A 22,641-nucleotide genomic window follows, 5' to 3' on the forward strand; every position below is an offset into this window, starting at 1 on the left:
CATGCATTTTGAATCTTTGAGTGATTTTTTTGCTATGGGCGGCTACGCAGGTTATGTGTGGAGTGCGTTCGGCATTACTTTTTTCGTGATGATCGCTTTGCTAATTAGCAGCGTGCGTCGTCACAAAGCGCTACTGAACGAAGTTCAGAATAAAGTGGCTCGTCAAGCACGTATTGATGCAGCTAAGAATATGGAGAACACTCTATGAACCCAAGACGTAAAAAGAGGCTCGCAATTGTTCTAGCCATTTTCCTTGGTATCGGCTCAACGATTGGTCTGATGATTTATGCATTAGGGCAAAATATGGACTTGTTCTACACTCCAACTGAGTTAGTACAAGGCAAACCAGATGGTACTAAGCCCGAAGTCGGTCAACGTCTTCGCATTGGTGGCATGGTTACCGTGGGTTCGGTTAAGCGTGATTCTGAGTCTCTACGCGTATCATTCCAACTGCACGATGTTGGTCCTAACGTGACCGTTGTTTACGACGGTATTCTTCCAGACCTTTTCCGTGAAGGTCAGGGCATCGTTGCTCAAGGCGTATTGGTTGATCCGACCACCGTAGAAGCGTTCGAAGTTTTGGCGAAGCATGATGAAGAATACATGCCACCTGAAATTGCTGAAGCGATGGAAAAATCGCACACGCCACTTGAGTACTCTGAACAACAGAAACAAGGAAGCAGTCAATGATTGCAGAAATCGGCCACTTTGCACTGATCGTCTCGCTTGCGATGGCAGTGCTGCTGAGTATCCTGCCTTTGGTAGGTGCTTCCAAGAATAACACCGTATTAATGAACACTGCTCGTCCTCTTTCTTGGGCGATGTTCTTACTGCTTGCGCTATCGTTCGCGATTCTATTGTGGGCATTTTACACCAACGACTTTACCCTCAACTACGTTGCTAGCAACTCTAATACTCAGTTGCCTTGGTATTACCGCTTAACCGCGGTTTGGGGTGCGCATGAAGGTTCACTACTGCTTTGGGTACTTATCCAAGCTGCGTGGACAGTCGCGGTGGCAACCTTTAGTCGCGGTATGCCTCAAGAATCGGTTGCGCGTGTGTTAGCGGTAATGGGTATGATCAGTGTGGGCTTCCTACTGTTCATCATCCTTACGTCTAACCCGTTCCTGCGCACACTGCCGTTCTTCCCAGTTGATGGTCGTGACTTAAACCCACTACTGCAAGACCCGGGCTTGATCATCCACCCACCTATGCTTTACATGGGTTATGTTGGATTCTCGGTAGCCTTCTCGTTTGCGATTGCATCGCTGATGACTGGTCGTCTTGATACGGCTTGGGCTCGTTGGTCTCGTCCTTGGACAACCGCAGCATGGTTATTCCTAACGCTAGGTATCGCACTAGGCTCTTGGTGGGCTTACTACGAGCTTGGCTGGGGTGGCTGGTGGTTCTGGGATCCAGTAGAAAACGCATCATTTATGCCTTGGCTAGCGGGTACAGCGCTAATGCACTCATTAGCGGTAACCGAAAAACGCGGTACCTTTAAAGCGTGGACAGTATTACTGGCGATTTCAGCGTTCTCATTAAGCTTGCTGGGTACCTTCCTAGTTCGTTCAGGCATCCTAGTTTCCGTGCACGCGTTTGCTTCAGATCCATCGCGCGGTATGTTTATCCTAGGCTTCCTCGTATTTGTTATCGGTGGTTCACTACTGCTATTTGCTGTTAAAGGCGCAACCGTGCGTGCGCGTGGTAACTTTGAATTGGTATCACGTGAAAATGCACTATTGGCGAACAACATCCTGCTAATGGCGGCACTGGTTGTGGTGCTCGTTGGTACGCTGCTACCACTTGTGCACAAACAAATCGGTCTAGGCTCGGTCTCTATCGGTGCACCATTCTTCGATATGCTATTCGCATGGCTAATGATCCCATTCTCATTTGTATTGGGTATTGGTCCACTGATCCGTTGGAAACGTGACAACCTATCTGATCTAGCCAAACCAATGCTAGTGTCGGGCGTTATCTCAATTGTCCTCGCGGGTCTACTGAACTGGATCTTCTCAGATTACTTCGTCTTTATGACCTACCTAGGTTGGTTAATGGCGATGTGGATTGTTGTGATGCACTGCTATGAACTGCACGAGCGTGCGACGCACCGCCACAGTTTCTTTGGCGGCATCTTTAAACTACCACGTAGTCACTGGGCGATGATGCTTGGTCACATTGGTCTTGCTGTCTCTATCATTGGTATCGCAATGGTACAAACGCACAGTATTGAGCGTGATGTACGTCTAGCGCCGGGCGATAACTTCCAACTTGAAGAGTACAACTTCTACTTCTCAGGTGTGCGTGACAAAGACGGTCCTAACTACGATGGTTACATTGCCGATTTTGAAATCACGCTAGATGGTAAATACATCAATACTCTGCATGCAGAAAAACGTTTCTACCGCACCGCACGTTCGATGATGACTGAAGCGGCGATTGATCGCAGCTTTACTCGTGACCTATACGTGGCGATGGGTGATCGTCTAGATGACAACAAATCTTGGGCGGTACGTATTTACTACAAACCATTCGTAAACTGGATTTGGGCTGGCTCAATTATCATGTCTCTAGGTGGTGCGCTCGCGATCAGCGACAAACGTTACCGCTTTAGAAAGAAAGCTAAGAAGCAGGAGGCATAAATGAACAAGAAACTTTTGTTTATTCCACTAGTGATATTTCTCGGTCTAGTGGCAGTATTTATGACCCAGCTAGTACGTAACTCTGAAGGTGACGACCCAACCAAACTCGAGTCAGTGTTGGTGGGTAAGCATGTCCCAGAGTTCCGTTTGGAAGATTTAGCTGAACCAGGCAAACTTTACGATCAAGCGATCTTTAAAGGTGAGCCGCTGCTGCTGAACGTTTGGGCGACGTGGTGTCCAACCTGTTATGCAGAGCACCAGTACTTAAATGAACTGGCGAACGAAGGCGTAAAAATCATTGGTCTTAACTACAAAGACCAACGTGACAAAGCGGTTGGCTGGCTAAACGATCTAGGCAACCCATACCTGATCAGCCTATTTGATGGTAATGGTATGTTGGGTCTTGATTTGGGCGTTTATGGCGCACCAGAAACTTTCTTAATCGACGCTAACGGCATCATTCGTTATCGCCATGTGGGAGATGTAAACCCACGTAACTGGAAAGAGAAGCTAGAGCCAATGTATCGCGAAATGGTAGCGGAGGCGAAATAATGAAAAAGTGGATTATTGCATTATTCGCAGCAATGACATTTTCGATGGCGGCGCATGCCACCATCGAGGTGTACGAGTTCGAAACTCTGCAGCAAGAGCAGCAGTTTAAAGAGCTTGGCAACACTTTGCGTTGTCCGAAATGTCAGAACAACACCATTGCCGACTCAAACGCTGAACTGGCACAAGACCTGCGTCATAAAGTGTATGAGATGACCAAAGAGGGTAAATCAAAAGACGAAATCGTTGATTACATGATTGCTCGCTACGGTAATTTCGTCACTTACAATCCGCCATTTACTCTAGCCACTTCTATCCTTTGGTTAGGTCCTCTGGCTGTGGTATTGCTTGGTTTTGGCGTGATTGTCGTGCGTAGCCGTAAGAGCAAACAGATCGCGAAAGACGACAAATGGGATCAAGATAAAGAACAGCGTCTAAAAGCGCTACTCGATGAAGAGAAGAACGACGGAGATAAGCAGTAATGACTCTATTTTGGATTGCTTCAATCGTTCTAATCGCGATAAGTGCGGTGTTTATTGCTCTGCCTTTTGTAAAAAAGAAAGCGAACAATGACGCTGCGCTACGTGATGAACTCAACAAAGCGCTGTATAAAGATCGTCTTTCTGAGCTTCAAGAAGAAGATGAAGAAGGCTTGGTGGTTAACCAGCAAGAGCTGATTGATGATCTTAAACAATCACTACTGGATGATATTCCTAGCGACAATCAGCAAGAAGAGAGCGCACAACTCAACCCTTGGGCGGTGATTATTCCATCTGTGCTGCTTACAGTCGCCTTGAGTTACGGTTTGTACGCTAAATTTGGTGCTGCAGATGATGTTCAGCAGTGGCAACAAGTGACGTCTAATCTACCGGCGTTGTCGAAGAAACTAATGTCACCAGAAGGTGCTGCGCTAAGTGATGACGAAATGCAGGATCTGACGCTGGCGCTACGTACTCGTCTTCACTACGAACCAAGTGATGCGACCGGCTGGTTACTACTTGGTCGTATTGCTCTGGCAAATCGTGATATCGATACTGCCATTGGTGCGATGAACAAAGCTTACCGCCTGAAATCTGACGATCCAGATATCATGCTTGGGTTGGCTCAGGCGCTGATGCTTTCGCAAGACGAAGTTGACCAAGATACCGCGCGTTCAACGCTAGGTAAGCTGGTGCAGCGCAACTTTATGGACGTTCGCGTGTTCTCGCTTCTGGCTTTTGATGCTTACGAGCGTAAAGATTTTGCCGCGGCGATCCGTTACTGGAGCATTATGCAGCAGATGATTGGCCCGCAAGACGAACGCTACGAAATGCTAGGTCGCAGTATTGAGAATGCTCAGAAACAGTTGGGCGTGACTGGTGCGAATGGAAAATCCGTGTCGGTAACCATCGATCTTGGTGAGCAGGTAAATGCTAATCCAGACGCGGCGTTGATTGTCTCTGTACACAACGCAGATGGCTCACCAATGCCTGTGGCGGCTGCGCGTTACCCATTGGGTACGTTCCCTCGCACAGTGGTGTTGGATGATGGCAACAGTATGATGCAAGGGCAGAAGCTCTCTCAACTTGAAGATTACATGGTGCGTGTACGCGTAGATAACGACGGCAACGTTGCAACCAAAGAAGGCGACTGGTACGGTGAGAGTTCAGCCGCTAAAATGGGAGAAGCGGTTGAGGTTATCGTAAACGAGCAGTATTAAACTAACTGTTGTTAATACGCATCAAATCTCAGTAAACTAAGGCCGGTCATTCACCGGCCTTTTTCATGGAAATAATTATAATGAAGAGCCTTAACTCAAAGGTATGGACGTCACTGTTATCGATACTGCTTTTAGCGGGGTGTTCAAGTGCACCAGACGATGAGTCTGAAACCTCTATCTCCAATGTTAACGACCCATTTGAAAGCTTTAACCGCACCATGTGGGATGTGAACTACGACTATCTTGATCCTTATATCGTACGCCCAGTTTCTCTTGCTTATGTGGGTTACACTCCACGCCCAGTACGAATTGGTATTGCTAACTTTCTCGCCAACCTTGATGAACCATCCAGTATGGTCAACAACCTAATCATGGGTAATGGTGGTAAAGCGTTAGATCACTTTAACCGTTTTTGGATTAACACTACGTTTGGTCTGTTAGGCTTTATTGATATCGCTTCTGACGCGGGAATCACTAACCATGGCTCGAAAGCGCTGGGTGACGCGATTGGTCACTACGGTGTTGGTAACGGTCCTTACGTAATGGTTCCGGGGTATGGACCTTGGACAGTGCGCGAAACCGCCGATTTCGCTGATGGCATGTATGTACCTCTTTCACTGCTTAATTTCTGGGCTGGGCTTGGTAAGTGGGCGTTTGAAGGGATGGAGACTCGTGCAACATTGGTCAATCAAGAAGCCATGTTAGAAAACTCACCAGATCCATACGCATTAACGCGTGACGTATACATTCAGCATCAAGACTTTAAAGCAGAAATTGAAACTCAAGCTGAAGAGGTCGACCACGATGAAGAAGCTTACTTGGATGAGTATCTTGATGAGCTGTAAACCCGCTTGAGTGAACTTCAATTGGTTTAGATGTAGATAGTTTAGATGTAGAAAAGGCTTGGAAACCCAAGCCTTTTTGCTATTCGCGAGTCAGCTAATACGACTAAAGTTTAATTAGTGAGCCAACTAAATTAGAATGTGTAGTTCGCTTGCACACCAACTAACCAGATGCTGCCAGTTACTTCACCTTCGAATGAACCACCGAAAGTATCAGCACCTAATGGTTTACTGTCGCTTTCATGCATTGTTGCATCTTTCGCCATGATATAAGTAAAGCCAGCATCTAGACTTAATTGCTCTGACCACTGGTAGCCAGCACCAATGCTCAGCCATAGGCGGTCTGTCTCTGGAATCGTCGCTGTGCGGTGTTCGTTACTAACTGCTGAAGTATCGTAAGCAACACCGGTGCGAAGTTGCAGTTTATTGCTGTATTGGTAGGTTGAACCTACAGCGAAACGATAGTTATCTTCCCAGTTCTCTTCTTTGATGAGTACGCTTTCTTCATTAGGGAAGTCGGCTACTAATTCTTTGAAACTGCTCCAATCAGTCCAGTTAATACTGGTATGAACAGCAACCTTATCAGTTAATTGGTGGTAGGTTGCAAGTTCTGCAGTTGCTGGCAAATCTAAGTTCATTGCACCATTCTTATGTGCATGTGGGTCTGCTCGGTTAAAACCACGACCTTTAGCGAAGCCTTCAAGGGTGAGTGCTACTTCTGACTTATAAGTGAAGCCAATGCGGTTAGCATCGTTAACTTGCCAAACTGTACCAACTTGCCAACCAAATGCGGTGTCATCACCTTCCATGTATTTTAGAGTGTCACCAGCAAAGATTGCAGAATGCTCAGAAGCAACAGCGCCAAAGCTACCTTCAGCTTGTACGATACGTAAACCACCACCCAGACTTACTGCTGGAGTAATTTGATATGCTGCGTTTAGGTTTGCCTCTTTAGTGATGATGCTTGCTTCATTACCATGGTTAGCAGCCGCGAAGTCTGTGCCTAAATCAGTTTCCATGCCGTAGTTAGTACCAAGAGCAAAACCTAGTGCAAACTTGTCGTTGTATTTGTGCGAAACATAAAAGTTGGGAATTACCGCATCATGGGCAAAGTCTTTAGATTTTGCATCGTGCTCTGTGAAGTACTTAGATGTGCCTTCAATATCAATATTCGGGTCAACATAGATAGCGCCAACAGAAACTTGAGTCCCTTCTAGGTAAGTTAGAAGCGCTGGGTTGCGCCATTGTGAGCTTGCGTTATCAGCCATTGCTGCTTCGCCTGCGTATGCGCGGCCAAGACCTGTTGCTGAGTATTCTGCTAGCTGGAAACCCGCTGCGTTTACTGTTGCTGAAGCTGACATTAAACCACATGCCACTGCAAGTGATAGGAGAGACTTGTTTGTTTTCATTGTAATGTTCGCTGAATATGTTTTTCGTGAGAGCGTGAATGTTAAATTTAGAGTAAAAGCTTTAAAAATAAAAAACACACCAAATGGCATTTTTGGAGTTAAATTCTAATAAATTGAAATTTAAAGGAATTAAAAACCAGAAAAGTGGTATGACCACTTCTTGTTTCAGCTAACGCGTGTATCGCTAAATTTCGAAAAAATTTTACAACTGTACTCTAGAAATGAGTGTTCGTGTGTGCGCTGAAAGTTTATAAAGCGATGGGGAGTTGAGAATAAGTGGGAACGCTTCGCTACGGAATACGGAATACGGAATTTAGGACAAGGCAACAAAAAGGGCTGGTAAACCAGCCCTTGGAAATTAGTTAGCGTTAGCGATTAGAAGCTGCGGCTGTATTGTAGACCAACTAGGATCGCGTTAGCGCGAGTTGTAGCTGAGATACCTGAGCCTTCAATTGTAGCTCCGCCTAAGAATGCAGGCAGATCAACAGGTGTTGATTCATCAACTTTAACATCATCACCTAATAGGTAAGTAAAGCCAAAGTCGATATTTGAACTGTTATCAATGTGGTAAGTGAAGCCAGTCGAGAACCATTGGCGGTCAGAGTCTGGTACAGAGATAGAAGTTAAACTGTCTTGTGCGCTGGTGTCATACATGTAACCTGCACGTAGTGTCCAGTCATTGTTTAGGTAGTAAGTACCACCAATCGCGTAGTGCCAACCATCTTGCCATTTGTATTGTTTGTCGTAAGAACCGCCTGAGTCATTGCCAACAGGTGAAGCGTTTTCGTCAAGATTACGGAATTTAATTTTATCGAATGCACCCCAACCAATGTATTGGATAGAGTAGTGTACCGCAAATTTAGTATCTTCGATTTTGTGGTAGCCTGAGAACTCTGCCATATCTGGTAGTGGTAAAGTGATCTTTTGACCTTTATCGTCTTCTGCTTCAAATTCTGGGCTATAGCGGTAAGAGAAGCCAAAGCGATTATTTTCATCGAGTTCGTAAACCGTACCTACATTAAAGCCGAATGCGAAACCATCTGCTTTATCAACGTTTAGTAGATCTTCTCCTGCGCCACTTAGCAGCAGATCACTACCAGTACGTTTCATTGTGCCTTGACCATAGATTAGATCTAAACCCGCACCAAAGCTCCATTGCTCATTCAGGCGGTATGAACCTGCGAGACCAAAGTTAAAGCTCTTAACATCAGTCAAACCGCCGTATTCTGAAGCGATATAGTCGTCAGAAAATTCGGTTTTAGTACCAAAGTTAGAGTACGCGTTTACACCCCAGGCAAATTTGTCATTAACAGGAACAATAAGGTGAATATTTGGTGCAATTGACGTCGCGCCTACATCATCGGTATCTGGGACATCGGTTTTATTTGTAACAATTGAAGGTCCTGCTGCTAAGCCTGCGCTGCGGTACTCCGCATCTTTAACTTCAATCATTGAAGTGATGCTTTCAAAACCAATAGAAAACTCAGTTTTATCAAATAGAGCCATTGCAGCAGGGTTACGAGCCATTACTGATGCGTTATCAGCAATTACTGCGTCACCAGCGAATGCACGGCCGATACCTGTTGCAGATTGTGCGTTAAGCTGGAAACCAGCGGCGAGAGCTTGTTGCGATGCTAGTGTAACTGTTGAAACGGTCACTGCTAACAGTGTCTTTTTAAACAGACGCGTTTTATTCATTGTGCTTTTTCCTTTTTAGTCGCCTCTTATGGGCGCTGTTTTTTGAGCTTTTGCTCAGTTGGGGCTGATCCTAAGCCGAAGTATAGAATATAGAAATCCGACCATTGTCTAATTTGATGATAAAATTGCGGAAATATCGGTGATCAGGCAGGAAAATGCTGTAAAAGTCGTCTTTTTAGAGTTTATGCTCTAATTTTGTGGTGAAAAAAGAGCCTCGGAGGATTACCGAAGCTCATTCAGTTAGATAGCAACTGGTTGGATAAGTTGTTTGATTGAATCGGCGATCTTAGTGACGTTTTCACCCTTTTCGCCCACAATCACCATACTGTTATTGCCGACCGGCTCAACCACGCCATCCATGCCTTGTTTTTGGAAATCGACTACGCCATCAGAAGGCATGCTCGTCATAAATAGTGTGACCTTGCCTTTTTCGCCTTCAAACACCATATGCAGCGCGTTAGCTTCTCCAAAACCACAGTGGTTAAGGTAATAGACGTGGTAAGGAAACTGTTTACTCAGTTCGTGAGTAAAAGGCGCCATCTTGGCGTTGATCTGTGCGGTGTTAACCTTTTCGTCTAAGTTGGCAATAAACGGCTTTTCAGCCATCACATGTTCAATCGCAGTATCGGCGATACTCGCTTGTGCGGGGGCGACCACAATATTGCCCCAGTTGATTTGACCGACCAGCAATCCCACAACAAATGCAACCGAAGCGGCCATCGCCATGCTGCGCTTGATAAAGTTCGGTCTCACTACATTGCTTTGGCTGTGCGAACTCTGATTAAACAAAATTCGGTCAGCGAGATCTTCTGGCACCTCAACATTCATAGCCTTAGCTATGCGGCTGTCGAGATCTAAGAGTTCTTCGGCAAACTTACTGTTGTTGTCATTGGTACGCATCGCATCGAGAATGTCACTGTCCCGCTCTTTAGGGTCAGACATAATACGACGACGGAATTCTAACTCATCCATTGTGCGCTCCTTTATGTTGCTCTTCGGACTCCAACATCTCTTTGAGTTGGTTCCTTGCTCTAAATAGCCGCGTCATTACGGTATTTTTGTTTAACTCTAATATTTCACCAATTTCATCGCCGCTAAATCCACCCACTACTTGTAGAAACAGCGGCTCGCGATAGTCGACTTCAAGCTTCATGATTTGGGCGTGAATCCATTCTGACTGGTGATGTGAATCATCGCTGACTCTCGCCTCGTTAGCGTGATCGTCGATATCAACCAAATCAAATTGTTTACGCTCAAAGCGGCGGGCATTCTCTCGACGCAAAATGGTAATCAGCCATGACTTAGCGGCTTTATCATCCTGCAAGCTGTCGAGAGATTTCCATGCTCGTAAGCAAGTTTCCTGCACTAGGTCTTCAGCAATCGTTGGATCTTTACATAGCCAGTAGGCGTAGCGGTAAAGATCGCGATGATAGGCTCGAACCAGCGCTTCATATTTTCTTTGTCTGTCCATATCAGAGTCGACCGGACGTTTGGACTTTTTCTTTCCAAAAAAATCTAAGATGGCCACGAAAAGCCTCCCATTGCCAGTTATCTCATGTGATGAGAACCACAGTTAGTTTGCGCAAATGGTCTATAAATTACGTAATTCTGTAATAAAACCGTCATAAATTGGCGTGTTTTGCCAGCTCAAAACAATTACCTGAGTGATAGAGTCAGAAATCGCAATAAAAATTGATCTATTTCAAAAAAGATCATAACTGAGCGGTTATAGTACATCTTGTCATCTAGTTAGTGCTTGCACTAACAGTTGAGCAAGATGACACTTCCTTTTGAAGGCTGACTTTACTTTCTCCTAATCAGGAAACTGATTATTTTCAATTGGCGTGAGTTAATTGCTTTATACATTCCGACCACACAGTTTCGTGTGGTTTTTTTTTGCCTGTCATTCCTCTTTCATCTAGCCGATATTTGTCACACACTGCCGTCACTAAGACATCAACCTTGTGTTCGAAACAATCCTGCGTTAACTATAGTGTAATTCTACTCTGCGACAACCTTATTATTCATCAACTTAGCTATATTTACTTACAGTACATCACGTTTAATTAAACGAGCGTTTGAATTAATTAACAAACTGGTTACAATAATTCTGGTCAGACCTCTTATAACAAAGGAGAAACAATGGGCAAGCAGGAAGTGACTACTCGCTCAGGAGAACGAGTTGCCATCGTAGCGGGGTTGCGTACGCCATTTGCTAGGCAGAGTACCGAATTTAGCCAAGTACCTGCGGTTGATTTAGGCAAAATGGTGGTTAGCGAAATGCTGACGCGAACAGATATTGATCCTAAATTGATTGAGCAAGTGGTGTTTGGTCAGGTGGTTCAGATGCCAGAGGCACCAAACATTGCACGCGAAATTGTTTTGGGTACTGGAATGAACATCCATACTGACGCTTACAGTGTGACTCGTGCTTGCGCGACCAGTTTTCAAGCGGCGGTAAACGTGGCAGAAAGCATCATGGCAGGCACCATTGATGTCGGGATCGCAGGGGGAGCGGACTCTTCATCAGTACTGCCTATCGGCGTTTCTAAAAAGCTCGCGGCAAACTTATTAGCGCTAAGTAAAGCCAAAACCATGTCGCAAAAGCTCAACATTATTAAAAACCTATCATTGAAAGACCTCATGCCAGTGCCACCTGCGGTTGCAGAGTACTCCACTGGATTGTCGATGGGGCAAACTGCAGAACAGATGGCGAAAAGTCACGGCATTACACGCGCAGAACAAGACGCGCTTGCTCACCGCTCTCATACGCTGGCTTCACAAGCTTGGAAAGAGGGTAAGATTTCCGCAGAGGTGATGACGGCATTCCCTGAACCTTACAAAAAGTGGTTGGCGGAAGACAACAATATCCGTCACGACTCAACTTTAGAAAGCTACGCCAAACTGCGACCTGCTTTCGATCGTCAATACGGCAGTGTAACCGCCGCAAACAGTACCCCGTTAACCGATGGTGCTGCGGCGGTGATGTTAATGCGCGAAGGTAAAGCGAAAGAGTTAGGTTTAGATATCCTTGGTTACATTCGCTCTTACGCTTTCTCAGCGATTGGCGTTGAGAAAGATATGCTGATGGGACCTTCTTACGCGACGCCAATCGCACTTGATCGTGCCGGTATCAGTCTCAACGATTTAACTTTAATCGACATGCATGAAGCCTTTGCCGCTCAAGCACTCTCGAATGTGAAGATGTTCGCTAGCGATAAGTTTGCCCAAGAGAAACTTGGGCGAAGCAAAGCGATTGGTGAAATCGATATGGACAAGTTCAATGTATTGGGCGGCTCCATTGCTTATGGTCACCCGTTTGCGGCAACAGGTGCGCGGATGATGACGCAAACCTTGCACGAGTTAAAACGTCGTGGCGGCGGTTTAGCATTGAATACCGCTTGTGCTGCTGGTGGTTTGGGCGCGGCGATGATTTTGGAGGTTGAGTAATGACGGATACTAAAGCATTCAATCTAACCATTGATGAACAGAAGATCGCATGGCTGTGCATTGATGTTCCAAATGAAAAGATGAACACACTACAAGCGGCATTTGCCTCGGATATGGAGCAAGTGTTCGCTGAAATTGAACAAGATAAATCAACCATTAAAGGGTTAATTCTTCATTCTGGTAAGCCAGATAACTTCGTCGCTGGTGCTGATGTACGCATGTTGGATGCGTGTCGCACCAGTGAAGAAGCGCAAGCATTAGCGCAAAAGGGACAAGAGATGTTCCAAAAGCTGGCGGACTTGCCTTTTCCGGTCGTTGCGGCAATTCACGGTCCTTGTTTAGGAGGGGGATTGGAGCTCGCACTGGCGTGTGATTATCGAGTCTGTAGTGACGACGATAAAACTCGCATTGGTTTGCCAGAAGTACAATTGGGCCTGTTACCGGGCTCAGGCGGTACTCAGCGTCTGCCACGTTTGATTGGTTTACTGCCATCGCTTGATATGATCCTAACTGGTAAGCAGCTGCGCGCCAAGAAAGCCAAAAAGCTGGGTGTGGTGGATGCTTGCGTACCGCAAACAATCTTACTCGATGTGGCTAAGCAACTGCTTGAGAAAAACAAGAAAGCAAAACACAAAGCCTCAACCAAAGAGAAGTTGATGGCGAATACCGGATTAGGGCGCAAAGTCATCTTTGAACAAGCGGCAAAGAAAACTGAGCAGAAAGCACGGGGTAACTATCCGGCAACCACAGCTATTTTAGATGTGATTCGCTATGGTTTAGAGAAGGGCTTAAGCAAAGGTTTAGAATATGAAGCGAAACGCTTTGGTGAGCTGGTGATGACGCCAGAATCAAAAGCGTTGCGTTCGATTTTCTTTGCCACCACTGAGATGAAAAAAGAGCACGGTGGAGATGCTGAGCCACTTGTGGTTAAGCGTGTCGGTGTACTTGGCGGCGGTCTAATGGGCGCGGGTATCGCGCATGTTTCGGTGGCGAAAGCCAAGGTACCGGTGCGAATTAAAGATGTGAGTAATGATGGCGTACTGAACGCACTCAATTACAACTTCAAGCTGTTTGATAAACAGCGCAAACGCCGCATTGTCAGCAAAGCGCAGTTGCAAGCTAAGATGAACCAGATCTCGGGCGGTACGGATTTCACCACTTTTAACCAGTTAGACGTGGTGATTGAAGCGGTATTTGAAGATCTCAACCTTAAGCAACAAATGGTGGCAGACATTGAGCAACATGCCAAAGCGGAAACCATTTTTGCTACTAACACCTCGTCTTTGCCAATTGGACAAATTGCTGAAAAAGCGGCAAGACCAGAGAATGTTGTCGGTTTGCACTACTTTAGCCCGGTAGAAAAGATGCCATTGGTGGAAGTGATTCCGCACGAGGGCACGTCCGATCAAACCATTTCAACGGTGGTAGAGCTTGCTCGTAAACAGGGTAAAACGCCAATCGTAGTAAAAGATCAAGCGGGTTTCTATGTTAACCGTATCCTTGCTCCTTACATGAACGAAGCGGCGCAGGTTCTATTGACGGGTGAGCCGATTGAGCAACTCGACAATGCCTTGTTAAATGCTGGTTTCCCTGTTGGTCCAATCACACTACTGGATGAAGTTGGTGTAGATATTGGCGCGAAAATTATGCCTATTTTGGTCAAAGAGTTAGGTCCACGTTTCCAAGGTCCGGATGTATTCGATACGTTACTGAATGATGGGCGTAAAGGACGTAAGAGTGGCAAAGGGTTTTACACTTACAAAGGTAAAGAGAAGAAAGTTGATAAGACGGTTTATCAACTACTGAACTTAAAGCCTGAAGCGAAACTTGCCGAAGCGGAAATTGCCATGCGCTGTATCTTGCCGATGTTAAATGAAGCGGTGCGCTGTCTCGATGAGGGGATCATTCGCTCTCCACGTGATGGTGACATTGGCGCGATCTTTGGTATTGGTTTCCCGCCGTTCTTAGGTGGACCATTCCGCTATATGGATCAAATTGGCATCGCGAAATTGGTCGAAATGATGAATGAACATGCCGCGAAATATGGCGATCGCTTTGCGCCGTGTGACGGGCTACTGACTCGTGCCAGCGTTGGGGAATCTTTTTATTCCAGCGAGTCTTAACTTAAGTTGATTTAGTTATCATCATTACAAAACATCGGTGGGCTCAATAGCCCACCTTTTTTGTATAAAATATCGCTAAGTTTATAGTTTTGTTAAAAAATGTGAGTTTGCTAACTATTGCGGCTTGTGTTGTTTGTCGGCTGTACGGTTTAACCATAAGATAACTGCACGTACTAGTTGGATAGGACAAGGAGTCCCATGAAAAATACATTCAATCATGCTTTACCGGATGCTCAAGGTTACTTTGGCGAGTACGGCGGCAGTTTTATTCCTGAAGAGCTGCAAACGGTGATGAATGAAATCACAGCGGCTTACAATGAGTGCCGACAAGATCCCGAGTTTCAAAAAGAACTGGCGCGTCTGTATAAGCATTTTGTTGGTCGCCCTAGTCCCATTTTTCATGCGGAGAACTTGTCGAACAAATATGGCGTTGATATTTATTTAAAGCGTGAAGATCTTAACCATACCGGTGCGCACAAAATCAACCACTGCCTCGGTGAGGCTCTGCTGGCGAAGAAGATGGGCAAGCAGAAGCTCATTGCTGAAACTGGCGCTGGTCAACATGGCGTAGCGTTAGCAACGGCTGCAGCATTGGTAGGCTTGGAGTGTGATATCTATATGGGTGAAGTCGATATCGCCAAAGAGCACCCTAATGTAGTGCGCATGCGTATTCTTGGCGCGAATGTTATTCCTGCCACTCACGGGCGTAAAACCTTGAAAGAAGCAGTCGATGCCGCGTTTGAAGCGTACTTAAAAGATCCAATTAATCAACTGTATGCGATTGGCTCGGTGGTGGGGCCGCATCCATTCCCAATGATGGTGCGTGATTTCCAATCAATCATCGGTAATGAAGCTCGCGAGCAGTTCCAAGAGATGACCGGTAAATTGCCTGATAACCTAGTCGCTTGTGTTGGTGGTGGCTCAAATGCAATGGGGTTGTTTACTGCATTCCTTGACGACCAAGAGGTCGCGATTCATGGTGTTGAGCCTGCGGGACGCTCATTGGTTGAAGTGGGCGAGCATGCTGCAACTTTAACCCTGGGTGAACCAGGCGTCATGCATGGCTTTAAATCCTACATGTTGAAAGATGACGCTGGCGAGCCGCAGGAAGTCTATTCAGTCGCCAGTGGTCTTGATTACCCGTCTGTGGGTCCTCAGCATAGTTACCTTAAAGATTTGGGACGAGTGCAGTACGGCACGGCTGATGATAAAGAGTCGATTGATGCCTTCTTTGAACTGTCGCGACTCGAAGGGATTATTCCTGCTATTGAGTCCTCACATGCGGTTGCTTATGCGCTGAAACTGGCGAAGCAGGGCGTGAAAGGCTCAATTTTGCTTAACTTATCAGGTCGCGGTGATAAAGATATCGACTTTGTGGTTGAAAACTACGGTAAGCAATATGGTATTGAGTCGCTTATCTGATTGGTATCTTTTAGCTAGATAACGGCGAATAAAACTAAGCTGGTGCTGTGCCAGCTTTTTTTATGTCTGAAATTGCACCCTATGTTGTCAGTTGGTTATTATGTTTAGGTAACTAGATAAATAAAAACAAACAGTAAAGTTAGTAAGGAATGGTTATGGATGCTTTAGATTTACTTCTTAATCGCCGCTCAATCGCGCGTTTATCAGAGCCGGCTCCGGAAGGTAAGGCGTTAGAAAATATTATTCGTGCTGGTCTTCGTGCGCCTGACCATGGTGGTTTGACGCCATGGCGTTTTGTGATTGCTCAAGGTGCGGGGCTGCAAAAATTGTCAGATATCTTGCTTGAAGCCGCTAAAGCTGAAAACAGTGAGCAAGCGGTATTAGATAAAGTGACTAACGCACCGTTTCGCGCCCCTATGGTGATCACCGTGATTGCTAAAGTTACCGCCCATGAAAAAGTACCAGCGTTTGAGCAGCATTTGTCTGCTGGGTGCGCGGCTCACGCGATGCAAATGGCGGCAGTTGCGCAAGGCTTCCAAGGCTTTTGGCGCTCAGGTAAATGGATGTTTCACGAAAAAGTACACCAAGCATTTAACCTAGAAGGGGAAGATCAGATTGTGGGCTTCCTTTATTTAGGTACGCCGGGTTGTACCCCTATGAAAGTGCCAGAGCGTGATTTGAGTAAGTTTGTTGAGTTTCTGTAGGGGAGGGAACGGAAGCGGGAACGCTTCGCTACGGAATACGGAATACGGAATACGGAATACGGAATATGGATGCGGGAACGTTCGGCTATCGCCTCACTGACGGAAAGGCAGAAATCGAAAGTTTAGAGCGCATAGTCACTCCAACATTTGTTGATAAGAAAAAAGCTTGGCTGAGCCAAGCTTTTTTAGGATTAGTGAATGTTGTAGGCAATCACAAAGTCGATAAATAGGCGTACCTTCTCAGGTAGGTGATCTTTGTGGTTGTACAGCATGTAAATGTCGCGCGGGTTGGCACTCCAGTCGCGTAGTACTTGTACTAGGCTGCCATCTTCGATGAACTCGCGGATCATCACATCTGGCATTAGCGTAATGCCCAAACCTTCCGAACATGCACTGCGAACCACATTAAGTGCGCTTGCTTGGAAGCGACCTTTGTCATTGTTGACAACCACTTCACCGCTTTCATTGATCAGTTGCCATTTTAATAATGGGTGACCTTTAAGCAGTTGGTGGTTATGCAATTCTTCTGCGTGAACGGGTGCAGGGTGGTGATGCAGATAGTCAGGGCTTGCAACCAAGATATCTTTTACAGAACTGATTTTGCGGGCGATTAAGCTCGAATCACGTTGCGGACCTACACGGAAGATCACATCCCACTCAGTAGGATCAAGTTGATCAGCGTGATTGCTGGTGGTCAGTTCAATGCTGATGTCAGGGAATTGACGCATAAACTCATTGAACATTGGCATCATCATGCGCTTGGTTAGATTCGAAGGGGATGAAATACGAATCTTGCCCGCGGCACCTCGGCACTCGTCAGAAATTTCTTCGGTAACATTGGAGAGACGTTGCAATAAAGGTGAGCATTCGTTGAAAAAGCGTTCCCCAGCCTCGGTCAATGATAGCTTGCGTGCGTGACGATTCAGTAAACGTAGGTTCAGAGAGTCTTCTAACGCTTGAATACGTCGCGTAATTGTTGCAACCGGAATCATTGTTTTGCGTGATGTTGCAGTGTAGCTCCCATTTTCGACAACCAGTCGAAAGAGGTTTAAATCATCTAGTTTCATCATTCGGACACATTTTTTTACGAATCGGGTTAATTTATATCGATCATCTCTGTTAAAGATTGAGACACATCAACAACTAATGAGATCTTATGTTATTTTTAGCATATCTAATATGTAAATTTGCATAAATTTCTCCAGTTTGTATAAATCGGTCTCCACTACTAAGGTAATGAGAGTTTTATTTTTAACTAATCATAGTTCGTGTGATGGCTCTCAAACTTCAACTGTCTAAGTGGTGAGTAATGTCGGGCGGACTATAGTTAAAGTGTCTTTGATGACTTAGATATAGAGGCTGTACCATGCATAAGATTTCACAAGCGCGACTGTTGCCAGCAGGCAGTGTCTCTGCGCAAAAGAGACGTATTATGCTGGTTGATGATGATCCTATTTTTCGCCGAATCACCAGTGCTTACCTTGAAGCACAAGGGTTTGAGGTTGTCGAAGCTGAAGATGGATTAGAAGGGCTTCGTCATCTGCGTGAACTAGAGCCTGATCTAGTGCTGTGTGATTTGTCTATGCCGGTGCTAAACGGTGTCGAGTTCGTTGAAGAGGTGAGTGTTGCTTATCCTTCCTTACCAATGATCGTCGTTTCGGCAACAGAAAGCATTGCTGATGTAGCCAAAGTAGTGAAATGCGGTATTAAGGACTTTCTTACCAAACCCATTTCCAACCCAAATAACTTGGTCGATGCCATAGAGAGTACGCTAGAAGATGCTGACAATCATCTTATCGATCAGCGTGATTTCTCGTCACAATGGTTTAGAGTCGATGGTGCCGAGCTACCTGAAGAACAGGAGTTGCATTGGCATCTCGATTATCTTGAAAGTCATCCTATTGCGGCAAAAGATTTTCTTTTAGCTTTGCTACCAGAAAAAGACACCTCTCAAGGCAGTTGGCGTTGCAGCTATCGCTTGCTGCAATCGACCGAAGTGATGCCTTTGGTGTTTGATTACGCTTGGGTAATGAATGGACAGTTCGTTTTCTATTTGATTGATTCTGATATGGAAAGCGGCCATGGCGCAGCAACCACTTTACTGGTGCGAGCCTTGTTCCACGATTACGTTCGTGGGCTGAAGTCACAAAACGCTAATTTGAGAGACTTAGTGGATATCATCGAGAAAGGGATGGCATGCACTGAGTGTGTCGCGCCAATTGATGCGGTATTTGGTATTGCTAATGCGGTAGATGGTACGGTGAGTATTTTGCCTGCCGGACTTGATGTGAGTTTAGTTGCAAATAGTGACAGTGCGATTCGACCTGAACCTGGTCGTCGTCTTGGTGAGCGTGCACTGCGTAATCAACGACTCAGTGATGTGATAATTGGTCGTCGTTGTACGCTCAATTCTAGCCGTTTAGGTACCAGCAGTTTTTCTCTCGACATTAGTGATGTTTCTAAAAATTGAGTGCTCTTCCTCGTTAATAACCCTATTTCCTCTCCGTGTTTGTCGGCACTATATTGATGTATAGTGCCAAACTCAACAAAAAGAATACAATTCGATAACAAGATTGTTTCGATTTGAAACTTTTATCTTTTCCTTACAGATTTGAGATTGAGCAATGGCAGACAAAGATTTTAAAGAGCCCTATAATATCTTTTACTTCCTTGGGTTTATCGCAGTACTACTGATCCCAACCTTACCAGCAACATTGACATGGATTCGCGTCTTTAACGGTTACGCTGGTTATTAACTGAATTGGAGCTGAGCCATCGTTATTCGTCGTTTGTTGTATAACCTGATAGGTGGTCTCAGCTTGTGTTTAGGTGTCCTTGGCATCTTTCTACCTGTATTACCCACAACACCATTTGTGCTTCTCGCTAGCGCTTGCTTTATGCGCAGTAGTCCACGTTTCCATCGTTGGCTGAGCGAACACTCAACATTTGGTCCTATTATCTCTAATTGGCATCAACACCGTGCTGTTTCGCAAAAAGTAAAATTGCGTGGCGCTATCGTGATGGTGGCAAGTTTTTCATTTTCTATCTATATCGTGCCGCATGATTGGTTAAAGATTATGCTAGCAGTGATGTTGGCGGTGTTGCTGAGCTGGTTTATTCGTTTGCCTGTGATAGAGCACCTTGCTGACCAAGAAGAAAATCACTAAGATTGGCGAGAAGTGTGCCCACATATTTTAGTGGGCGTTTGTTTTTTCACCATAAGCTTTTTAAGCTTTGAATAGGTGAAAACAATTAACTCGCAAGTCGTGAGCAAGAGTGATTACGACTGCGTAGCCAATCTTAAGAAAGAATTATGACGACTGAAACAATCTCATTGATCAAAGCAAGCATCAAAAGCATTGCTGACTACCCAAAACCAGGCATCCTTTTCCGTGATGTGACCAGTCTGCTAGAAGATGCGCAAGCTTACCAAGCAACTATCCAGCTACTTGTTGATAAATACAAAGAGATGGGCTTTACCAAAGTTGTTGGTACTGAAGCGCGTGGTTTCCTATTTGGTGCGCCACTGGCTCTAGAATTGGGTGTGGGCTTTGTTCCTGTACGTAAACCAGGTAAGTTGCCACGTGAAACAGTTGCACAAACTTACGATCTTGAATACGGCACAGACACACTAGAAATCCACGTTGATGCCATCAAAGAAGGCGACAAAGTACTAGTAGTCGACGATCTACTAGCAACAGGCGGCACCATTGAAGCAACAACTAAACTTATCCGCCAACTTGGTGGTGAAGTGGAACACGCAGCATTCGTTATCAACCTACCAGAAATCGGTGGTGACAAGCGCCTAGAGAAACTAGGTCTGAATGTTTACAGCATCTGCGAGTTCGACGGTCACTAATCGGAATAGTTCATGAGTTATCTTGCCTTAGCGCGAAAATGGCGACCAACCAAATTTAATGAAGTGGTTGGTCAGACCCACGTATTAACTGCACTAGAGAATGCTTTAGCGCAGAACCGCTTACACCATGCTTACCTGTTCAGTGGTACGCGAGGGGTAGGTAAAACCACCATTGGGCGTTTGTTTGCCAAGGGTTTGAACTGTGAAACAGGGATAACCTCGACGCCTTGTGGTCAGTGTGATACTTGTCGTGAGATTGATGAAGGTCGCTTTGTTGACTTACTAGAGATCGATGCGGCCTCGCGCACCAAAGTGGAAGATACTCGTGAACTGTTAGATAACGTGCAGTACAAACCTGCACGTGGTCGCTTTAAAGTTTATCTAATCGATGAAGTGCACATGCTTTCGCGTCACAGTTTCAACGCGTTGTTGAAAACGCTTGAAGAGCCGCCTGAGTATGTGAAATTCCTTCTAGCGACGACCGATCCGCAAAAGCTGCCCGTCACTATTTTATCGCGCTGTTTGCAGTTCCATCTTAAGCCAATCAGTGTTGATGATATTCATCAGCAACTTGAACACGTTTTAAATCATGAAAGCGTGGGTTTTGAGCAGCGTGCATTAGGCATGATTTCTCATGCCGCTGATGGCAGTATGCGTGATGCTTTGAGCCTGACAGACCAAGCGATTGCTCTGGGTAATGGTCAGGTTCAAACTGAGCTGGTTAGTCACATGCTTGGTACCTTGGATACTGATCAAGCTTTGCATCTACTCGAAGCGATTGCGTCTAAGCAAGCGCAAACGGCAATGGATGCGATTTTGCGTTTAGCGCAAAATGGCGTCGAGTGGGATGGTCTACTCAACCAATTGGCGACGCAATTGCACCGCATCGCGATGTACCAAGCTCTGCCGTCAACATTAGATAAAGCGCAGCCTGATGCCGAAAAAGTGGAATTGCTGAGTCGTTCGCTTTCTCCTGAAGATGTGCAGCTTTACTACCAAATTGCCTTGAAAGGTCGCCAAGACTTACCGTTTGCCCCATCTCAACGTGTTGGTTTAGAGATGGTTGTTCTGCGTATGATGGCGTTTCGTCCTGCTCCAGCCAGTGCGAATGTGATTTCTACGCAAAGTGCAGAGCCACAGGTAACGGCTCCAGTAACAGCGGCTCCGGCTCAAACACAAGCGCAAGCAGCGACAACGCCGTCTGCTAATATGGCAGCACAAACGCGACCATCACTGCCGCCGCAAGTGGCGCCACAGCATGTGACACCACAACCAACGGCTGCTCAACAATCACCTCAGCCGATGCAGCAAGCCTCTGTTCAACAAGCTCCTGTTCAACAAACCACTGAACAGCAAACTGCTCGCCCAATGGCGCCTGAGTATGATTTAGCACCACCACCAGAAGATTATTACGAAGAGTATGACTCAGCGCCAATGCAAGGCTCTACGTCTGCACCAAGTGTACCTGTTCAGCCAGCTGCGCAGCATGAGTCAACTCCGCCAGCACGCCCATCGATGGCGGGCTTGCGCCACCAATTGCGTTCGCAACGCACAGGTCAAACGCCTGCTGGTGGTAATACGCCAAAAAAGGCTAATGCGACATCTGCCGCTAAGAAAGAATCAGTTCTCGATCGTGTAGCACAAAAACACGCGGGTTCTGCGCAGGTGTCGCTGCAAAAGCATGGCTTACCTTCTGTTCCAGTAACAGAGGAGAAAAAGGATGAGGCCTATCGTTGGACGCCAACCTCTCCGCAAGTCAAGCAAGAGAAAAACGAGCTCACGCCAACGCAAATTAAACAGGCGCTAGAGCACGAAAAGACACCTGAAATGGCTAAAAAATTGGCTGACGAATCGGTAGAACAAAATGAGTGGGCAGCGTTAATCACTCGTTTGAATACCGCCAAATTAGTTGAGCAGCTCGCTTTGAACTCGTTTTATGAGAAGAATGGTTCAACCATTTCGTTGACCCTTCGAGCAGAGCAGGCGCACTTAAATACCGATCGAGCCCAAGCGGAATTGCTAGAGGCATTGAATGGTGAGCTCGGTGAAGAGTGTCACCTGAGTGTCGAAATTGGCGATAAAGGCCAAACGCCGCTAGAGCTGCGTGATGCGCTCTACCAAGGCAAATTACAACAGGCATTTGACAGTTTAGAACAAGATCCTCATGTACAATTTATAGAGCGACGTTTTTCAGCGGAGCTAGATAAAGATAGCGTGAGACCAGTTTAGGGTTGAAAGTAA

At 45.9% G+C, this 22,641-nt stretch carries 21 protein-coding genes; 16 read left to right on the forward strand and 5 right to left on the reverse strand.

The window, feature by feature from the left end; genetic code table 11:
- The first annotated feature begins 1 nt into the window (after position 1).
- From ccmD to GZN30_RS02820, 7 genes are all read left to right on the forward strand, one after another.
- Complete coding sequence (gene ccmD, locus GZN30_RS02790) at positions 2–208, forward strand: heme exporter protein CcmD (protein ID WP_075649808.1); 207 nt, start codon at positions 2–4, stop codon at positions 206–208.
- Entirely contained in the window at positions 205–690 is a 486-nt protein-coding gene (gene ccmE, locus GZN30_RS02795) for a cytochrome c maturation protein CcmE (RefSeq protein WP_075649809.1), read from the forward strand. The genes ccmD and ccmE overlap by 4 nt, the downstream gene beginning before the upstream one ends.
- Entirely contained in the window at positions 687–2,645 is a 1,959-nt protein-coding gene (locus GZN30_RS02800; protein ID WP_075649810.1) for a heme lyase CcmF/NrfE family subunit, read from the forward strand. Before ccmE ends, GZN30_RS02800 begins: the two co-directional genes overlap by 4 nt.
- Entirely contained in the window at positions 2,646–3,197 is a 552-nt protein-coding gene (locus GZN30_RS02805; RefSeq protein WP_075649811.1) for a DsbE family thiol:disulfide interchange protein, read from the forward strand.
- On the forward strand, positions 3,197–3,676 hold the full coding sequence (locus tag GZN30_RS02810) for a cytochrome c-type biogenesis protein (RefSeq protein ID WP_075649812.1): 480 nt from the start codon (positions 3,197–3,199) through the stop codon (positions 3,674–3,676). The genes GZN30_RS02805 and GZN30_RS02810 overlap by 1 nt, the downstream gene beginning before the upstream one ends.
- Complete coding sequence (gene ccmI, locus GZN30_RS02815; protein WP_075649813.1) at positions 3,676–4,893, forward strand: c-type cytochrome biogenesis protein CcmI; 1,218 nt, start codon at positions 3,676–3,678, stop codon at positions 4,891–4,893. The genes GZN30_RS02810 and ccmI overlap by 1 nt, the downstream gene beginning before the upstream one ends.
- An 80-nt stretch (positions 4,894–4,973) precedes the next feature.
- Positions 4,974–5,738, forward strand: a complete 765-nt coding sequence (locus GZN30_RS02820; RefSeq protein ID WP_075649814.1) for an MlaA family lipoprotein — start codon at positions 4,974–4,976, stop codon at positions 5,736–5,738.
- Between the two features lie 131 nt (positions 5,739–5,869).
- On the opposite strand, the gene GZN30_RS02825 is transcribed toward GZN30_RS02820, so the two are convergent.
- From GZN30_RS02825 to GZN30_RS02840, 4 genes are all read right to left on the reverse strand, one after another.
- Positions 5,870–7,144 carry an outer membrane protein transport protein gene (locus tag GZN30_RS02825; RefSeq protein WP_075649827.1) on the reverse strand — a complete coding sequence of 425 codons (1,275 nt, stop codon included), beginning with the start codon at positions 7,142–7,144 and terminating at the stop codon, positions 5,870–5,872.
- A gap of 375 nt (positions 7,145–7,519) precedes the next feature.
- Complete coding sequence (locus GZN30_RS02830; RefSeq protein ID WP_075649815.1) at positions 7,520–8,842, reverse strand: outer membrane protein transport protein; 1,323 nt, start codon at positions 8,840–8,842, stop codon at positions 7,520–7,522.
- A gap of 240 nt (positions 8,843–9,082) precedes the next feature.
- Positions 9,083–9,814, reverse strand: a complete 732-nt coding sequence (locus GZN30_RS02835) for a DUF3379 domain-containing protein (protein WP_075649816.1) — start codon at positions 9,812–9,814, stop codon at positions 9,083–9,085.
- Positions 9,807–10,313, reverse strand: coding sequence for a sigma-70 family RNA polymerase sigma factor (locus tag GZN30_RS02840; RefSeq protein WP_232060487.1), 507 nt, complete (start codon positions 10,311–10,313; stop codon positions 9,807–9,809). The genes GZN30_RS02835 and GZN30_RS02840 overlap by 8 nt, the downstream gene beginning before the upstream one ends.
- Positions 10,314–10,984: 671 nt before the next feature.
- On the opposite strand from GZN30_RS02840, the gene fadI reads away from it, so the two are divergent.
- The 4 genes from fadI (at position 10,985) to GZN30_RS02860 (ending at position 16,541) form a co-directional block, all read left to right on the forward strand.
- Complete coding sequence (gene fadI / locus GZN30_RS02845; RefSeq protein WP_075649818.1) at positions 10,985–12,292, forward strand: acetyl-CoA C-acyltransferase FadI; 1,308 nt, start codon at positions 10,985–10,987, stop codon at positions 12,290–12,292.
- Positions 12,292–14,415: a fatty acid oxidation complex subunit alpha FadJ gene (fadJ, locus tag GZN30_RS02850; protein ID WP_075649819.1), complete on the forward strand. Its 2,124-nt coding sequence runs from the start codon at positions 12,292–12,294 to the stop codon at positions 14,413–14,415. Before fadI ends, fadJ begins: the two co-directional genes overlap by 1 nt.
- 198 nt (positions 14,416–14,613) lie before the next feature.
- Positions 14,614–15,837 (forward strand): tryptophan synthase subunit beta, encoded by a 1,224-nt coding sequence (trpB, locus tag GZN30_RS02855; protein WP_075649820.1) that lies wholly within the window; start codon positions 14,614–14,616, stop codon positions 15,835–15,837.
- Between the two features lie 155 nt (positions 15,838–15,992).
- Positions 15,993–16,541, forward strand: coding sequence for an NAD(P)H nitroreductase (locus GZN30_RS02860; RefSeq protein WP_075649821.1), 549 nt, complete (start codon positions 15,993–15,995; stop codon positions 16,539–16,541).
- Positions 16,542–16,732: 191 nt separating this feature from the next.
- On the opposite strand, the gene GZN30_RS02865 is transcribed toward GZN30_RS02860, so the two are convergent.
- Entirely contained in the window at positions 16,733–17,608 is an 876-nt protein-coding gene (locus tag GZN30_RS02865) for a LysR family transcriptional regulator (protein WP_075649828.1), read from the reverse strand.
- A gap of 299 nt (positions 17,609–17,907) precedes the next feature.
- Between GZN30_RS02865 and GZN30_RS02870 the strand changes: the two genes are divergently transcribed.
- From GZN30_RS02870 to dnaX, 5 genes are all read left to right on the forward strand, one after another.
- Positions 17,908–19,011, forward strand: a complete 1,104-nt coding sequence (locus GZN30_RS02870) for a response regulator (RefSeq protein ID WP_075649822.1) — start codon at positions 17,908–17,910, stop codon at positions 19,009–19,011.
- Between the two features lie 154 nt (positions 19,012–19,165).
- Positions 19,166–19,297: a hypothetical protein gene (locus tag GZN30_RS21425; protein ID WP_123782946.1), complete on the forward strand. Its 132-nt coding sequence runs from the start codon at positions 19,166–19,168 to the stop codon at positions 19,295–19,297.
- Positions 19,298–19,315: 18 nt separating this feature from the next.
- Complete coding sequence (locus GZN30_RS02875) at positions 19,316–19,708, forward strand: YbaN family protein (protein WP_269472805.1); 393 nt, start codon at positions 19,316–19,318, stop codon at positions 19,706–19,708.
- 146 nt (positions 19,709–19,854) lie between these two features.
- Positions 19,855–20,400, forward strand: a complete 546-nt coding sequence (gene apt, locus GZN30_RS02880) for an adenine phosphoribosyltransferase (protein ID WP_075649823.1) — start codon at positions 19,855–19,857, stop codon at positions 20,398–20,400.
- A 12-nt stretch (positions 20,401–20,412) separates the two neighbouring features.
- Complete coding sequence (dnaX, locus tag GZN30_RS02885) at positions 20,413–22,629, forward strand: DNA polymerase III subunit gamma/tau (RefSeq protein ID WP_075649824.1); 2,217 nt, start codon at positions 20,413–20,415, stop codon at positions 22,627–22,629.
- The last annotated feature ends 12 nt before the right edge of the window (positions 22,630–22,641 follow it).

Origin of the sequence: Vibrio ponticus (assembly GCF_009938225.1) — a bacterium.
GTDB classification, from domain to species: Bacteria; Pseudomonadota; Gammaproteobacteria; order Enterobacterales; family Vibrionaceae; genus Vibrio; species Vibrio ponticus.

Excerpts from the sequence above, each read along its gene's own strand:
- GZN30_RS21425 (WP_123782946.1), top strand. The coding sequence starts at position 19,166 with ATGGCAGACAAAGATTTTAAAGAGCCCTATAATATCTTTTACTTCCTT.
- apt (WP_075649823.1), top strand. The coding sequence starts at position 19,855 with ATGACGACTGAAACAATCTCATTGATCAAAGCAAGCATCAAAAGCATT.
- GZN30_RS02825 (WP_075649827.1), bottom strand. The coding sequence starts at position 7,144 with ATGAAAACAAACAAGTCTCTCCTATCACTTGCAGTGGCATGTGGTTTA.
- GZN30_RS02865 (WP_075649828.1), bottom strand. The coding sequence starts at position 17,608 with ATGAAACTAGATGATTTAAACCTCTTTCGACTGGTTGTCGAAAATGGG.
- dnaX (WP_075649824.1), top strand. The coding sequence starts at position 20,413 with ATGAGTTATCTTGCCTTAGCGCGAAAATGGCGACCAACCAAATTTAAT.
- GZN30_RS02810 (WP_075649812.1), top strand. The coding sequence starts at position 3,197 with ATGAAAAAGTGGATTATTGCATTATTCGCAGCAATGACATTTTCGATG.
- GZN30_RS02830 (WP_075649815.1), bottom strand. The coding sequence starts at position 8,842 with ATGAATAAAACGCGTCTGTTTAAAAAGACACTGTTAGCAGTGACCGTT.
- ccmE (WP_075649809.1), top strand. The coding sequence starts at position 205 with ATGAACCCAAGACGTAAAAAGAGGCTCGCAATTGTTCTAGCCATTTTC.
- trpB (WP_075649820.1), top strand. The coding sequence starts at position 14,614 with ATGAAAAATACATTCAATCATGCTTTACCGGATGCTCAAGGTTACTTT.
- GZN30_RS02840 (WP_232060487.1), bottom strand. The coding sequence starts at position 10,313 with ATGGACAGACAAAGAAAATATGAAGCGCTGGTTCGAGCCTATCATCGC.
- fadJ (WP_075649819.1), top strand. The coding sequence starts at position 12,292 with ATGACGGATACTAAAGCATTCAATCTAACCATTGATGAACAGAAGATC.
- GZN30_RS02870 (WP_075649822.1), top strand. The coding sequence starts at position 17,908 with ATGCATAAGATTTCACAAGCGCGACTGTTGCCAGCAGGCAGTGTCTCT.
- GZN30_RS02860 (WP_075649821.1), top strand. The coding sequence starts at position 15,993 with ATGGATGCTTTAGATTTACTTCTTAATCGCCGCTCAATCGCGCGTTTA.
- ccmI (WP_075649813.1), top strand. The coding sequence starts at position 3,676 with ATGACTCTATTTTGGATTGCTTCAATCGTTCTAATCGCGATAAGTGCG.
- GZN30_RS02800 (WP_075649810.1), top strand. The coding sequence starts at position 687 with ATGATTGCAGAAATCGGCCACTTTGCACTGATCGTCTCGCTTGCGATG.
- ccmD (WP_075649808.1), top strand. The coding sequence starts at position 2 with ATGCATTTTGAATCTTTGAGTGATTTTTTTGCTATGGGCGGCTACGCA.
- GZN30_RS02835 (WP_075649816.1), bottom strand. The coding sequence starts at position 9,814 with ATGGATGAGTTAGAATTCCGTCGTCGTATTATGTCTGACCCTAAAGAG.
- GZN30_RS02805 (WP_075649811.1), top strand. The coding sequence starts at position 2,646 with ATGAACAAGAAACTTTTGTTTATTCCACTAGTGATATTTCTCGGTCTA.
- GZN30_RS02820 (WP_075649814.1), top strand. The coding sequence starts at position 4,974 with ATGAAGAGCCTTAACTCAAAGGTATGGACGTCACTGTTATCGATACTG.
- fadI (WP_075649818.1), top strand. The coding sequence starts at position 10,985 with ATGGGCAAGCAGGAAGTGACTACTCGCTCAGGAGAACGAGTTGCCATC.